The sequence below is a fragment of the Maritimimonas sp. 2304DJ26-3 genome (genome assembly GCF_056591635.1).
On record NZ_JBWQOK010000002.1, the window covers coordinates 606001 to 620938 of the forward strand.

Consider the following 14938-nt stretch of genomic DNA (forward strand, 5'->3'; position numbering starts at 1 on the left):
TTTATGGATGAGTTCTTACTTTATAGTAAACGATGTTGGATAGATATGCAATTATCTGAAGCAACTCTACATATAAAAAATGACAAAATCCATGCAGTTTTAAATGGAAAACATCATAAAGAAGGTATTTTTTTTCAAGATTTCGATGACCTTATAATAATGCCAGGAATTATCGATGCTCATGTACATATAAATGAGCCGGGGCGAACTCATTGGGAAGGCTTTGACTCCGCTACAAAAGCAGCTGCTCTGGGAGGTATTACTACTCTTATAGAAATGCCATTAAACGCAGATCCAGTTACAACTAATGTTGAGGCATTTGAACTTAAAAAGAAAGCAACAAAAAACAAATTGCATGTAAACTGTGGGTTTTACGGAGGCGCGATTCCAAGTAACGAAAAAGATATTGAACCACTTATAAATGCTGGTGTTTTTGGTATTAAAGGTTTTTTAACCCATTCAGGTATCGATGAATTTCCTAATGTTTCTAAAACCAATCTTGAAAAAATTGCTCCTATTTTAGCTAAGTATGATTTACCTTTATTGCTGCATTGTGAATTGGGGGAGAATAAAAACATTCCGCAGGCAATAAATAATCCAAAAAGCTATAGAGCGTATTTAGCATCTAGACCCACGGAATGGGAATTAAATGCACTTAAACTAACGCTTGATTTACAAGAAAAGTATAACATAAAAACACATGTTGTTCACCTCTCTGCTGCAAGTGGTTTAGAATCAATAAATAAGCAAAAAAAAAGAACCAAAAAAATTACTGTTGAGACCTGTCCGCATTATTTATTTTTTAATGCAGAGGCTATTCCTGATGGAGATCCCTTATACAAATGTGCTCCACCTATAAGAGAGCAAGAAAATAATGATAAGTTATGGAAAGGTTTGTTAAACAATGAATTCGATTTTTTAGCGTCAGACCACTCTCCTGCTCCACTTAAAATGAAAGAACTAGAAAGTGGAGATTTGTTTAAAGCTTGGGGTGGTATTGCTGGTTTGCAGTTTACTTTACCTGCCCTATGGACTTCGGGAGAGAAGAAAGGGCTAACTATTGAAAATTTAATACCATTATTAACTTCTAATCCGGCTAAATTTTTAGGTTTAGACAATAAAAAAGGATATTTAAAAGCTGGTTATGAAGCTGATATCGCAATTTGGGATGACTCCAAACAATTTATGGTAACAAAAGAAATCATTGCTCATAAACATAAAACTACGCCTTATCTAGAGCATAGACTAAAAGGTAAAATAATTCATACCTTTGTTAAGGGGAGGCACGTAGTTGAGAATAGTGAATTAAAGGAATTAAGTGCAGGAGAATTATTATTAAAAATCTAAACCTTTAATTTTGGAACACAAGTTATTAAGTTTTACAGATCTGGCTTCAGAGAAAATTGGTGGCAAAGTTGTCTTTGCCACAGATGATTTTTTTGCTGAAAAAGAAAATCTAATCAAATCTGGTAGGGGTATTTTTATCGAAGATAAATATACCGATCATGGCAAATGGATGGACGGCTGGGAGTCAAGACGGAAACGTGATAAAGGACATGACTGGGCAGTAGTAAAATTAGGATCTGAAGGAAAAATTAAAGGGTTTGATATAGATACCAATCACTTTTTAGGAAATCATCCTCCTTTCGCTTCTGTAGATGCTATGTCTTTTGAAGGAGAAGTAGAAGATTGGGAATTGGCAAATTACCTAGATTGGGATGAAATTCTACCAAAATCTCCGTTAGAGCCCGGTAGTCAACACTTTTTTGAGGTTGATTCAGATAAAGTATACACGCATGTGCGTTTACATATTTATCCTGATGGTGGCGTGGCACGATTCAGAGTGTATGGAGAAGTTCATAAAGATTGGGATAAAGTAAGCGATGAAAACGAAATTGATCTTGCTCTGGTAAATAATTGCGGCAAAGTACTTACTTGTAATGATATGTTCTTTAGTTCTATGCATAACCTTATCAATCCTCATAAAGGAAAAGATATGGGTGATGGTTGGGAAACCAAGCGCAATAGAACTCCAGACAATGAAGATTGGGTGATTGTAAAATTAGGCCATAAAGGATTTATCGAAAAATTAATCGTAGACACCTATCATTTTAAAGGAAACTATCCCCATAAATGTGCAATTGACTGCTGCTATTCAGAAAATGATGAAGATGTACTGAATGATAAAGTTGAGTGGCTGAGTATCCTACCAAAAAAAGGACTTTCTCCTCATAGAGAAAACATTTTTAAAAGTGATGATCTTATTGAGCGCGATGAAGTTGTTACACATGTTAAATTGAAAATTTACCCAGATGGTGGCGTAAGTAGATTACGCGTACTAGGAACAGTTAAGAAATAATATGATAGGAACCATAGCTTTATTTATTGGGTTACTCATTTTAATCATTATTATTAAAGCTACTTATACTCTTCATCATCAGATGAAAAGTGCAAAATTGCAAGATGATGAAACAATAGTTCATAAAGTAGCTATAAAGCAGAACATTGCTTATACTCTTTTAGTAACTGTTAGTATTCTTTGTGTTTTTCTTCTCTATTATTTCTTTATAAAAAAAACAATTTACGAAAGTCATTTTTTCGAGTGGTTAAACCTCATTATTCGTTGGATCCATATCACATTCGGTATTGCTTGGATAGGTGCTTCATTCTATTTTGTGTTTTTAGAAAATGCACTTAATAGAACCAAAGATGTAAGAGATGAATTAGCGGGTAATTTATGGGCAATTCATGGTGGCGGATTTTATTATCTAGAAAAATATAAACTAGCTCCAAAAAAAATTCCACAGGAATTACATTGGTTTAAATATGAAGCTTATTTTACTTGGCTGACAGGTTTCTGTTTGCTTTTTGTGGTTTATTATTTTAACGCCAAATCATTTTTAATAGACCCTGAGGTAATGGATTTAACCCCTGTCACTGCTATTACAATTGGTATAGTTTCTTTAATTTTTGGATGGGCTATTTATGATTATTTATGTAAGAATTTTAAGCAAAACCATTCCTTCACTCTTATCGGATTAGTAATTTGTATTTGCTTTGCTTGGTTTTATACACATGTTTTTAATGCAAGAGCAGCTTATATTCATTTCGGTGCTTTGCTTGGAACCATAATGGCAGCAAATGTGTTTTTTGTAATTATTCCGGCTCAGAAAGCTATGGTAAATGCGGCAAAAAAAGGGAAACTACCTGATGCATCTTTAGCCAAAGCCGCTGGTATGCGATCATTGCATAATAATTATTTAACACTACCCGTATTGTTTGTAATGATCAGTAATCATTTCCCTAGTACTTTTGGACACACCTATCAATGGATAGTTCTTTTAGCGATTTCTGTAGGTAGTGCAGGCATAAAACATTATTTAAACCTACGTGAAAAAGGGCAACTTTCTGTTTGGGTAATGCCCATATCTATTATAATGTTATTGGCGGTAGCTTTTGTTACTGCGCCATCTTCAAAGGTAGAAGGATGCGAAGAAGATATTACTTTTACACAAGTAAATACCATTATTCAAAATAGATGCATTTCTTGTCATTCAGCTACGCCGACTGATGCAGTTTGGAAAACTGCACCTAACGGTGTAAAATATGATACTAAAGATCAAATTCTTAATTTTAAAGATAAAATTTTTCAGCGTGCAATCCTTAGTAAGGATATGCCACTTGGCAATCAAACTGGCATGACGCAAAAAGAACGCAATCTTATAGAATGTTGGATACACCAACAAGCTTTAAAATAATCAACTATGACATTAAATGAGTTTAATAAATTGTCAACTAAAGATGCAGAGGCAGCTTTGCAAAAATGTTGTGTTTCGAAGAGTTGGACAAGCAAGATGGCTAATCTAATGCCCTTCACTTCTATCGATGACTTAATAAACAAAGCAGCAAATATTTGGTATAATGAATGCAATGAAGATGATTGGAAAGAAGCATTTACAGGACATCCTAAAATTGGTGATGTAGAAAGTCTAAAGGAAAAATTTGCAAATACTAAAGAATGGGCAGGCAATGAGCAGGCAAAAGTATCGGAAGCTACAGATGAAATTATTCAAGAATTAGCAATCGCTAACTCTTTATATGAGGAAAAGTACGGCTATATTTTTATAGTGAGTGCTAGTGCAAAATCTGCCTACGAAATGTTGTTTATTTTAAAAACAAGACTTCACAATGATACTGATGATGAACTAAACGTTGCAATGAATGAGCAACATAAAATTACTGTAATACGACTTGCCAAATTAATAGATGAACTTTCGTCTCTAGGTAATAAAAGCCAAATCACAACACATGCTTTAGATACATCTATAGGTGTACCTGCTAGTAGAATGATCATCACCTTAAAAGGTATTATAAACAATCAATGGAAACCGATTAGTACTGGAGTTACAAACCTTGATGGAAGAATTGCTGATGTTTTACCTCCAGGAAAAATATTAGAAAAAGGAATTTATGTAATGCAATTCAATAGCAAAAATTATTATGAAGCTAGTGGCCAAAAAGGATTCTATCCTGAGGTTTCAATACAGTTTGAAGTAACAGATAATACGCATTATCACATTCCCCTTTTGATAAATCCATATGGGTATTCTACATACCGCGGAAGTTAATTTTTGAGATTTTAATATGAATTTAAGTATACATTCAGATAAAAAGAAACAAATATTTGATAAGCTAAAAGAAGCGAATCAGGCATTTAACAAAATATATAAAGGTGATCGAGAAGATCGTCAACCCATCCATACAGTTTATGGTGGTGCTAATTTATTTAAATCAAACACTCCAAAAGTACTAGGTGATATTGCTTTAAGATCATTACTAGCTTACGCCCCTAATTTCATTGAATTTGGTAATGCATTTCAACTACAAGGTTACGAGCAACTTCCATCTAATGATTCTGAAAAAGAAAAGCTCTTACAGAGCATTGAGAAGTTAACTGATGAAGAGCTAAAAAAGCATCATGCAGGATTCTCATATAGAATTTACAATAAGGTTATTGCTAAATTAAAAAGTGAGGCTGTAGAAGATTTTAGAATCGATTTTGAAGATGGTTTTGGTAATCGCCCAGATGCCGAAGAAGATCAAACGGCTACCAATGCGGCCAAAGCTGTCGTAAAAGGTATGCAACAAAACACTTTATCTCCCTTTATTGGTATTAGAATAAAACCATTTACTGAAGAATTAAAAGAACGTGGTTTAAGAACTTTAGACATCTTTTTAAGCACATTATTAACCGAAAGTAATGGTAAATTACCTACCAATTTTGTAGTGATGCTACCCAAAGTAACCATACCTGAACAAATTGAAGCATTGGTCTCTTTCTTCGAAATTATAGAGGAGCAATTTTCTTTAGAAGAAGGTAGTTTACAAATGGAAATTATGGTGGAAACGACACAGTCTATTATAAATAAAAAAGGTGTAAACCCGTTAAGAACATTTATAACTACGAGCAAAGGTAGATGCATTGCTACTCATTTTGGCACATATGATTATACAGCCTCAAACAACATCACAGCAAAGTATCAAGAAATGGATCATGATGTCTGTGATTTTGCCCATTATATGACCAAAGTTGCTTTAAATCATACCGGTGTTTGGCTTTCAGATGGAGCGACCAACACTATGCCGATTGGCCCGCATCGTGGTGATTTAACACCTCAACAAGAACAGGAAAATAAAGAGGTAGTTCATAAAGCATGGTTAAAAGGGTATGATCATATTCGTCATTCATTGTATAAAGGTTTGTACCAGGGTTGGGACTTAAACCCTGCGCAATTACCTATGCGCTATACAGCTGTGTATGCCTTCTTTTTAGAAAGTTATGATGATGCTGTTTTAAGATTAAAAACCTTTGTAGAAAAAGCCGCTCAAGCAACACTAATAGGTGATACATTTGATGACGCCGCAACAGGACAAGGGTTATTGAATTATTTCTTAAAAGCGTTAAATAGTGGCGCCATCACTATCGATGAAGTATTAGCTACTGGGTTAACTTTAGATGAAATAAGAACACGGTCTTTTGCAAAAATTTTAAAAGATAGAAGAGCGAAATTGTAATGAACTACTGGCAATTTATATATTCAAAACTCAAGGAAGGTAAAACTATTTACGCAATGACTGTTATCCACCATAGCGGTAGTTCACCTGGTCGTCAAGGTTTTAAAATGGCCGTGGCTAGTGATAATGAAATTTACGGTTCTATTGGTGGTGGTGTCATGGAACATAATTTAGTAGAGCTATGTAAAGATTTATTGAATAAAAGAGAGTATAAAATATTCTTAAAACATCAGAATCATAAAGGAAGTAGAAATGGAGGTTCTGGAATGATCTGTTCTGGTGAGCAAACCGTAGTTTTTCATGGTTTAGACACTTCCTACATTTCTGTTATTGAAAATATTTTAGAATGTTTACAGAATAATCAAACGGGTACCTTGAGCTTAACACAAGATTCGTTTTACTTTTCACATAAAATTTCTGACAAAAAATATCAATACGATGTGAAAAATGAAAATGATTGGTTTTTTAAAGAACAACTTGGTTTTAAAGAAACGCTTTATATAGTTGGTGGTGGTCATGTTGGTTTGGCTACGTCAAAATTATTTAAGCAGTTGGGTTTTTATGTTGTAATTTTTGACAATAGAGATCATCTAAATACTTTTGAGCAAAACAGCTATGCTCATAAAAAGCATATTATAGATTATAACGCTGTCGCGGAATATATCCCAGAAGGGGCTACTAATTATGTTGCTATTATGACCAATAAATACACAGACGATAAGCTCGCGTTAACCAAATTGATTAGAAATCAGTATAAGTTTATTGGTGTGCTTGGTAGTAAAGCAAAACTAAAAACGATGTATGAAGTGATGCAAAATGAAGAATATACCGAGGATGAACTAGCCAACGTACATGCACCAATTGGTCTTTCGATTACCAGCCAAACACCAGAGGAAATCGCCGTTAGTATTGCCGCTCAAATAATTGAGATAAAGAATAAAAAATAATGTTTGAGTTTAAAGAATACCCAAAATTGACAACCGAAAGACTAGTTTTAAGAGAAATTACTTTAGAAGATAAAGAAGTTGTGTATTTCTTAAGATCTGATAAGACAGTAAATAAATACATTAATAGAACAGAGACCAAAAATATTAAGGATGCCGAAGATTTTATAGAAAAGATAAATAAAGGTTATGAAAACGGGAGTAATATTAATTGGGCCATCTGTTTAAAAGAAGCTGGCGAAATGATTGGTTCAATTTGCATATGGAACTTTTCTAAAGACAGAAAAAGAGCCGAAACTGGTTACGATTTAGATTTTAATCACCACAATAAAGGTATTATGTCTGAAGCATTAAATGCTGTAGTAAAATTTGGGTTTACAAATTTAAATCTAGACATAATTGATGCCTACACAAACGGATTGAACAAAAGTTCTAAGCAGTTACTATTAAAAAATGGTTTTGTATATAACCCGACCATAAAAGATGAAGAAGACCCTGATAATGATATTTTTGAAATTAAAAAAGCTAATATTTAACTGTTCTGGATGGAATTAAAACTCCTCACAGCTTAACGTTGTTCTTCATTATGACCAATCCTAACCAATGATAAAATTCTTTAAAAAAATTAGAAAAAAATTACTTTCCGAAAATAAATTCAGTAAGTACCTGATTTATGCATTCGGAGAAATTATTCTTGTTGTCATCGGAATTTTGATTGCATTACAGGTTAACAATTGGAATGAATCTAAAAAACTACGCAATTTTGAAAAAATATATTTGAATGAAATTAGAAATGATCTAATTCAAGATACATTATTTCTTAACAAAGTAATTAGTGCACGCAAGCTTAGAATGTCAAGGTTTATAGCATTGGATAGTTCGTTGAACTATAGTTTCAGCAAAATAATAGGAATATTACCTAAGCCAGATAAAGTAGATCATATCTCATATTTTTTTCGTAATCAAAGAGATTTTAGGCCAAAATTAGGAACTTATAAATCACTAATATCAGAAGGTAAATCAAGCCTAATTTCTAATCGTAAACTATTCAATTTGATTCAGAATGTATATGATGTGCAAATGAAAAGTTTAGAAGATATTGGGAATGAGATTGATAGAGGGTATAGTGAATATTCAAGGAAACATGCATATACACTTAAATACGGAAAATATGGTTCTAATAATATTAAAGTTAACGATAGTTTAATTTTGGCAGATTTAAGCATTCAATTTAAAAATATTAATTTTTATACAAGACAAGCTGTACTGTTAAAAGAAGATATTATATCTTTAATTGAATTATTAGATGTTGAAATAACACAATTGAATAAATAACGAAAGTATAACCGAGACCGTTAAACGAATTTGATTATAAACAATCATATTTAAATAAAATGAAAAATAAAACAGTAGGAATTATTGGGATCATATTATTCGTTCTAGCAATTATACTCATTTTTATAAATGATCTTATAGAAAGTGATTTTCTAAAAAAATTATCGGAATACGGGAAATTCATCGCAATTTTAGGTGGTGCATTTATCGGAGTTGGTTTCTTTGGTAAAAAAAATAAGGACAAGTAACCATTCACTCAATGAAGCAAATTTTACCAAACTCTAACAACTAAGACTAACAATTTGTATAATTATTAATTGCTACCCTTTCTTTTCTTCTTTTATCTCATTCCACACTTTAATAGCATCTTCTTTTGCAACACCTTCTTTAATCTCTACATGTATGCCATCACTAACGCCTAAGGTCACATCTTTTCTGTCAAAGCCATCACCATTTTTTATTTCTACGTAAGGAGCCTTCGTATCTTTATCAAATTGTACTAACGCCTCCTTAATAGCCAGTACACTATCTGCTCTTGCCAAAATAATAGACGCATTTGCACTAAGACCAACACGTACAAAAGTAGTGTCTTGTTTATTAAGCGTTCCTTTTATTTCAAATTGAATAGCTCCATTTTCTAACTTTCCTTTTGGAGCTATATAATCTAGAACAGCATCAAATTTTGTATCCTCTACAGCACCAACAGTAATTTCTAATGGTAGCCCTTCTTTTATCTTACCAACATCAGATTCATCAATCTTACCTTCAAAAATTAATTTATTAACGTCTGCTAACGAAGCTACTGTAGTACCTTCATTAAAGTTATTGGCTTCAATTACTTGATTACCAACCTCAACCGGAACTTCTAAAACCATACCTGAAACAGTAGCTTTTATCAATGTGTTTGCAGCAGTACCCAAACCTCTAGTTGAACCTGTACGAACAATATCGTAACTTCTGTTAGCCGCATTATAATCTTGCTGAGCTTGTTTGTAGCTAACTTCAGCATTTTCGAAATCTTGCCTAGATATTACACCTTTTTCGTATAGTGATTTTTGACGATCAAAATTTAACTTTTGATTATCTAAAGCTATCTTATTTGTCTGAATTTGGTTCTTAGCATTATTTAAAGATGTTAGGTTAGGAATTACCTTAATTTTCGCGAGTAAATCACCTTTCTTTACCATATCACCTCCTTTTACATACACCTCTTGGATTACACCAGAAATATTAGGTTTAATCAAAACTTCTTCTAAAGGTAAAATACTTCCTGTGGCAACAGTTTTTTTAACAATAGATTGCTTCGATGGTTTTTCAGTTTTGTAAACTACTGGATCTTCAGCATTTTTCGAGTACAAATAATACATCGCTCCAGCAAATGTGACAACAATAAAAATTAATATAAATATGGTTACTGATTTTTTCATTTTAGTTCGTTTCTAGTTTTATAATTTAATCTGTTCTTAAAGCTTCTATTGGTCTGATTTTAATAGCATTCTGAGCAGGAATGAATCCTGCTAATAACCCTGAAATAATTAATATGGTTAAAGCAATCGATACTACACCAATATTTACACTTGGATTTGCAAACATATCTACAGGCCCACTACTTTCTAATGCCATGTTTATTAGGTAAATTAGTAATGATGAAAATACGATGCCAGCCATACCCGATATAATTGTTAAGAATACAGATTCAGTTAAAATCTGACTTCTAATATTCCATGGTGATGCACCCAATGATCTTCTAATACCAATTTCTTTTGTACGTTCTTTTACAACAATTAGCATAATATTACTCACACCAATAATACCTGATAATAACACCAATGTTCCTACAAAATAGGCGATTACTCGAATGGCTACAAAAAGGCGCTGTACACGACTATATTCTTCATGCAAATCAAAATGACCCACCGCCCTCTCATCGTCAGGATGAATTTTATGATTCTTTCTAACAATATCGAATATCTTATTTTTTATATCTGTAATTGGTTTACCATCAACGGCAGTAATGGCCATCCATCCTACTCTATCTGCTCTATTAAATGCTTGCGAAAAGGCGGTAAAGGGAACAAAAACTTGCTTTTGATCTTCTTCACCATCACCTCCACTATTCTTCTTCTTATAAGTGCCAATTACCATAAAATTGACACCTTGTATTTTTATATAGCTACCTAAAACTTCTTCTTCCTTTTCATAGAGTTCATTTCGTACGCCCTCGCCTATTATGGCAACTTTTCGATTTTGATTGATATCATTATAATTTATAAATCTACCAGAAGTGATATCCATCGGCTCTTGTTTAATAATTTCAGGATAATCTCCATAAACATCATAAGCACCTGTTTTGATCCCTCTTACAACGTTATTAGAACCATTAAAACCACCTAATTGATTTCTTGGTGATATATATCTAAGATCTGCAACATTGCGTCTGATATCTTCAACATCAGAAAGGCGATAACTAAAACGTCTATCTTTTGGCATGCCTTGATAGGCTTTTGTAGCTGTACGTGTCCACATAAACATGGTATTCGTAGCTGTATCACCAAATTCCATATTTACACCATTTTCGAATCCTTTACCAGCTGCTAATAAAATGATTAATATGAATATTCCCCAGAAAACACCAAAAGCGGTCAATACAGTTCTAAACCAATTGCTTGATAGTACTTCTATTATTTCTTTCCAACGATCTCTACTAAACATATTACTCGTCTCTAAGTGCTACTATTGGTTGTACTTTCGCCGCTCGCCATGCTGGGAAAAATCCTGCAATAGCTCCTGCTATTATCAACAGAACAACCATTGTCATGGCTATTGAAAAATTTACTGTTGGGTTCGATACATAATCCACCTCAACATTTGGGCCAACGATTTCTAACAAACCCATACTAAAAATTAGGCCTGCAAAACCAGAAATTGCCGTTACAAAAATTGCTTCGTGTAAAATCATTCCTACAATAGACCAAGGTTTTGCACCTAAGGCTTTGCGGATACCAATTTCTCTTGTTCTATCTTTAACAATAATGAGCATAATATTACTCACACCAACGATACCAGCAATAATTGTACAAATACCAACAAACCAAAAGAACATAGCAATATTATTAGTTAAAGTAAAATATCTTTTGGCCTCTTCTTCTGCACTAAACACTCCAATAGCACTATTGTCATCTGGCGCTACTTGATGGGCTTTTTTTAAATATTTCTTTAGCTTTTCAGTGAATTTATTTGCAGCTATTACCGACTCATCGAACGTTTCTTGCGGAGCTAAAGTGAATGACATGTTATTTAGCCTATTCTGTCCATTAAAAACATTTTGTGCAGTTGTCATTGGTATATATACTCTATTCTCTTCACGTTCTCCTCCTTCATCAGCATACACACCTATTATTTTAAAATTGATACCTGAAAGTTGTAAATATTCGTTTAAAGGATTTTCAACTTTCTTCATCATTTCTCTTTTAATCTTTTTACTGATCACAACCACCTTTAGACCAGCATCCATATCTAACTGATTTAAATAGCGACCAGAAATCATCTTCATATTTTCAATCCACTGATAATCGGGACTTACACCTTGAATACCGTAAGAGCCTGATTCTTGCTTGTAGTTTATGGACACTCCTCTTACTCTGTAAACACCTGATTTGTATTCTAAGTCTTCAGCGAAAGCATTATTTGAATATTCGAAATTATCATTCTTTAACTGGATAGTTCTACCTGGATTTAAACCATTATGCTCTTTTGTAGTTACTTGTGTCCATACCCAAACACGATTTGTAGCATCAGCTTCAAACTCTTTTTTGATTCCGTTCTGGAAGCCTTGACCAAAGCCAAGCAAAATAACAAGGATAAATATTCCTGAAGCTACTGAAAGCCCGGTAAGAAAAGTACGCAACTTATTTTTACGAATAGTATCAAATATCTCTTGCCAGCGATCGATATCGAACATCTGAAGTTTATTTTGGTTAATTAAGGTAAATTGAGAGTTGCTTTTATTATAGACGCTCGAAAGAGTCACTTTGTTACACTAAAAGTAGTTTTTAATTAGATTTGATTTAAATCATACTCGTTTAAAACCACTTTCCACTCATGACTTTCAGTAATTTCTAATATTTTTTGAGAGATAAGCTGTTCTAATTCAGCATGTTGTTTAGGTAAACCAAAAGCATATAGCTGTAAGTCAAATTTTGTTGATAATAATTTAAGACTGTTAAATGATTCATTCTGTTTTATGCGGTATTTAAGAATAGGTTCATCATATAAAAAAGCATTAATTTCATTATTACTTAATTTCCCTAACCCCTCTTCAACACTATTGTATAGTTTAATATTCTTAAAAAAATTATTATTTAAGAACTCCGCTGAACTAGAATCATTGATACATCCAACAGGTTGATCTTTATAGTCATTAAAATCTTCAGTACTATTTGACAATTGATTAACTGTAAGACTAGAAGCAACGCTTGCAGTAAGTCCGGAAATAAGTAAAATGCCAATAAACATCCACACAAGAGCAATCATTTTTCCAGTTCCGCTTCTAGGGTATTTATCACCGTATCCTACCGTTGTCATAGTCACTACTGACCACCACATTCCGTCAAAAAAACCTTTCCATCCTTTACGAAAATGATTTGGATTTTTTTTTCTTTCAAAAATCCATATTAAAAATCCAAATAAAGAAATAATTATTAATAAGGCTAAAATTCCTCTTATAAAATTAATATTAAAGAAAGACCTTAAAAACTCGAAAAACCTATTAATCGTAGTGGTTTTCTGAACTGCTATAGCAGAATTAGAAGCAAAAAATGAATGTGTAAATTCCATTTTTTTACTTCGGTCACTTGTTATTGTCAATGGATTTATACTTACATCTATTGTCTGGTTTTCTAAAGCCTCTAACATACTAGAAAACTCCATTTGCACTAACTTATATTCTAAATTTAAGTCATTTGCAACACGTTTCCATAGCCAACCATTTATACCTATTAAACTATTTTCTTTTTCAATAATAAAAGGGGCAGCGGGTGTGTAGGCAACAATCAGAGTATCATTAATTTGTTGAGCAAAAGCAATATTTAAGATAAATATAAATTGAAGTGCAAAAAATATTTTTCTCATTTGGTTCTATTGGTCTTGCAGGCTAATATACTATTTTTTTATACCTAATTCTTTTGCCTTTTCTAACATAAATTGAAACGAAGCATCATACTCGTTAGGAATAATACCATCTAAAATTGCATTTTTAATAGCTTCTTTTATTTGACCTATTTCTCGACATGGTTTTAATTTAAAAGTTTCCATTATTAGTTCACCAGAAATGGGTGGTTGAAAATTGCGAATTCGATCTCTTTCTTCTACTTCCTTTATTTTTTGACGGACAAGCTTAAAGTTATTTAGATATTGCTTTTGCTTCTTAGGGTTTTTAGTAGTGATATCTGCTTCACAGTGCGTCATTAGATCATCAATATCTTCGCCAGCATCTAAAATTAAACGTCGAACCGCAGAATCAGTCACCTCTTCTTCAGCGAGAATAACCGGCCGCGAACTTAACAACACCATCTTTTGAACGTATTTCACCTTGTGGTTCAATGGCATTTTTAACCGTTTAAAGATTTTATGTACCATTTTAGAACCTACAAACTCATGCGCATGAAATGTCCACCCAATCTTTTTATGAAATTTTTTTGTTGGTGCCTTGCCAATATCATGTAGTAATGCTGACCAACGTAACCATAAGTTATCTGTATTTTTTGCAATATTATCTACAACTTGTAATGTGTGATAAAAATTGTCTTTATGTTTTTGTCCTTCTACCTCTTCAACACCTTTTAAAGCTATTAATTCAGGTAAAATACGGTTTAACAATTTGGTTTCTTCTAATAATCTAAATCCTATTGAAGGCTTTTCTGCTAATAGTATTTTATTAAGTTCATCAACAATACGCTCGCGAGTAATAATATCGATCCTAGAAGCATTCTTACTAATTGCCTTTAGCGATTCGGCTTCAATTTTAAAATTCAATTGAGTCGCAAACCGAATAGCTCTCATCATCCTTAACGGATCATCAGAATAAGTAACATCTGGATCTAAAGGAGTACGGATAACTTTATTCTTTAGGTCTAATATTCCGTCAAATGGATCTAATAATTGACCAAAGGTATCTCCATTCAAACTTAACGCTAATGCATTAATTGTAAAATCTCTACGGTTTTGGTCATCTTGTAAACTACCTTTCTCTACGTTAGGATTTCTACTATCTTCTGAATATGATTCTTTTCGTGCTCCAACAAATTCTAATTCGATATCATCATATCGTAACATTGCAGTTCCATAAGTTTTAAAAATCTGAACTTTTGGATTATTGGGTAACAATGATGCAACAGCTTTTGCTAATTCTATACCACTACCAAGGGTTACAATATCTATATCTTTAGCATTACCTCTTTTTAAAATATAGTCACGAACAAAACCACCAATAACATAACTCTCTAAACCTAACTGGTTAGAGGCCTTGCTTAAAACCTGAAAAATTCTGGATGAAATAGCTTCCTTATAAAAAGTGTGCATTGATT

General features: G+C 32.8%; 14 protein-coding genes. 9 read left to right on the forward strand and 5 right to left on the reverse strand.

From position 1 onward, the window contains the following. Positions 1-3 precede the first annotated feature (3 nt). The 9 genes from allB to AC1EUV_RS07775 all read left to right on the forward strand — a co-directional run bounded on the left by allB (position 4) and on the right by AC1EUV_RS07775 (position 8602). Positions 4-1347, forward strand: a complete 1344-nt coding sequence (allB, locus tag AC1EUV_RS07735) for an allantoinase AllB (RefSeq protein WP_480198106.1) — start codon at positions 4-6, stop codon at positions 1345-1347. Positions 1348-1357: 10 nt separating this feature from the next. Next, a complete protein-coding gene (gene alc / locus AC1EUV_RS07740) occupies positions 1358-2359 on the forward strand; it encodes an allantoicase (protein WP_480198107.1) in 1002 nt (333 codons plus the stop codon). 1 nt (position 2360) lies between these two features. Further along, positions 2361-3758 carry a urate hydroxylase PuuD gene (locus tag AC1EUV_RS07745; protein ID WP_480198108.1) on the forward strand — a complete coding sequence of 466 codons (1398 nt, stop codon included), beginning with the start codon at positions 2361-2363 and terminating at the stop codon, positions 3756-3758. A gap of 6 nt (positions 3759-3764) precedes the next feature. Beyond that, positions 3765-4628 (forward strand): 2-oxo-4-hydroxy-4-carboxy-5-ureidoimidazoline decarboxylase, encoded by an 864-nt coding sequence (gene uraD / locus AC1EUV_RS07750; RefSeq protein WP_480198109.1) that lies wholly within the window; start codon positions 3765-3767, stop codon positions 4626-4628. Between the two features lie 16 nt (positions 4629-4644). Continuing rightward, complete coding sequence (locus AC1EUV_RS07755; protein WP_480198110.1) at positions 4645-6075, forward strand: DUF6986 family protein; 1431 nt, start codon at positions 4645-4647, stop codon at positions 6073-6075. Further along, positions 6075-7022 carry an XdhC family protein gene (locus AC1EUV_RS07760; RefSeq protein WP_480198111.1) on the forward strand — a complete coding sequence of 316 codons (948 nt, stop codon included), beginning with the start codon at positions 6075-6077 and terminating at the stop codon, positions 7020-7022. The genes AC1EUV_RS07755 and AC1EUV_RS07760 overlap by 1 nt, the downstream gene beginning before the upstream one ends. Then, positions 7022-7555 carry a GNAT family N-acetyltransferase gene (locus AC1EUV_RS07765; RefSeq protein WP_480198112.1) on the forward strand — a complete coding sequence of 178 codons (534 nt, stop codon included), beginning with the start codon at positions 7022-7024 and terminating at the stop codon, positions 7553-7555. Before AC1EUV_RS07760 ends, AC1EUV_RS07765 begins: the two co-directional genes overlap by 1 nt. Positions 7556-7622: 67 nt before the next feature. Beyond that, a complete protein-coding gene (locus AC1EUV_RS07770) occupies positions 7623-8354 on the forward strand; it encodes a DUF6090 family protein (RefSeq protein WP_480198113.1) in 732 nt (243 codons plus the stop codon). Between the two features lie 59 nt (positions 8355-8413). Beyond that, on the forward strand, positions 8414-8602 hold the full coding sequence (locus AC1EUV_RS07775) for a hypothetical protein (protein ID WP_480198114.1): 189 nt from the start codon (positions 8414-8416) through the stop codon (positions 8600-8602). A gap of 72 nt (positions 8603-8674) precedes the next feature. Here the strand turns inward: AC1EUV_RS07775 and AC1EUV_RS07780 are convergent, their stop codons facing one another. The 5 genes from AC1EUV_RS07780 to AC1EUV_RS07800 all read right to left on the reverse strand — a co-directional run bounded on the left by AC1EUV_RS07780 (position 8675) and on the right by AC1EUV_RS07800 (position 14933). After that, positions 8675-9781, reverse strand: a complete 1107-nt coding sequence (locus AC1EUV_RS07780) for an efflux RND transporter periplasmic adaptor subunit (RefSeq protein WP_480198115.1) — start codon at positions 9779-9781, stop codon at positions 8675-8677. 25 nt (positions 9782-9806) lie between these two features. Beyond that, a complete protein-coding gene (locus tag AC1EUV_RS07785; RefSeq protein WP_480198116.1) occupies positions 9807-11066 on the reverse strand; it encodes an ABC transporter permease in 1260 nt (419 codons plus the stop codon). A 1-nt stretch (position 11067) separates the two neighbouring features. After that, on the reverse strand, positions 11068-12315 hold the full coding sequence (locus AC1EUV_RS07790; protein WP_480198117.1) for an ABC transporter permease: 1248 nt from the start codon (positions 12313-12315) through the stop codon (positions 11068-11070). 95 nt (positions 12316-12410) lie between these two features. Further along, positions 12411-13484 (reverse strand): transporter substrate-binding domain-containing protein, encoded by a 1074-nt coding sequence (locus tag AC1EUV_RS07795; RefSeq protein ID WP_480198118.1) that lies wholly within the window; start codon positions 13482-13484, stop codon positions 12411-12413. 30 nt (positions 13485-13514) lie between these two features. Continuing rightward, positions 13515-14933, reverse strand: coding sequence for a CCA tRNA nucleotidyltransferase (locus AC1EUV_RS07800; RefSeq protein WP_480198119.1), 1419 nt, complete (start codon positions 14931-14933; stop codon positions 13515-13517). Between the last annotated feature and the right edge of the window lie 5 nt (positions 14934-14938).

Excerpts from the sequence above, each read along its gene's own strand:
- AC1EUV_RS07770 (WP_480198113.1), top strand. The coding sequence starts at position 7,623 with ATGATAAAATTCTTTAAAAAAATTAGAAAAAAATTACTTTCCGAAAAT.
- AC1EUV_RS07765 (WP_480198112.1), top strand. The coding sequence starts at position 7,022 with ATGTTTGAGTTTAAAGAATACCCAAAATTGACAACCGAAAGACTAGTT.
- AC1EUV_RS07800 (WP_480198119.1), bottom strand. The coding sequence starts at position 14,933 with ATGCACACTTTTTATAAGGAAGCTATTTCATCCAGAATTTTTCAGGTT.
- AC1EUV_RS07755 (WP_480198110.1), top strand. The coding sequence starts at position 4,645 with ATGAATTTAAGTATACATTCAGATAAAAAGAAACAAATATTTGATAAG.
- AC1EUV_RS07745 (WP_480198108.1), top strand. The coding sequence starts at position 2,361 with ATGATAGGAACCATAGCTTTATTTATTGGGTTACTCATTTTAATCATT.
- AC1EUV_RS07790 (WP_480198117.1), bottom strand. The coding sequence starts at position 12,315 with ATGTTCGATATCGATCGCTGGCAAGAGATATTTGATACTATTCGTAAA.
- AC1EUV_RS07785 (WP_480198116.1), bottom strand. The coding sequence starts at position 11,066 with ATGTTTAGTAGAGATCGTTGGAAAGAAATAATAGAAGTACTATCAAGC.
- allB (WP_480198106.1), top strand. The coding sequence starts at position 4 with ATGGATGAGTTCTTACTTTATAGTAAACGATGTTGGATAGATATGCAA.
- uraD (WP_480198109.1), top strand. The coding sequence starts at position 3,765 with ATGACATTAAATGAGTTTAATAAATTGTCAACTAAAGATGCAGAGGCA.
- AC1EUV_RS07780 (WP_480198115.1), bottom strand. The coding sequence starts at position 9,781 with ATGAAAAAATCAGTAACCATATTTATATTAATTTTTATTGTTGTCACA.
- AC1EUV_RS07775 (WP_480198114.1), top strand. The coding sequence starts at position 8,414 with ATGAAAAATAAAACAGTAGGAATTATTGGGATCATATTATTCGTTCTA.
- AC1EUV_RS07795 (WP_480198118.1), bottom strand. The coding sequence starts at position 13,484 with ATGAGAAAAATATTTTTTGCACTTCAATTTATATTTATCTTAAATATT.
- AC1EUV_RS07760 (WP_480198111.1), top strand. The coding sequence starts at position 6,075 with ATGAACTACTGGCAATTTATATATTCAAAACTCAAGGAAGGTAAAACT.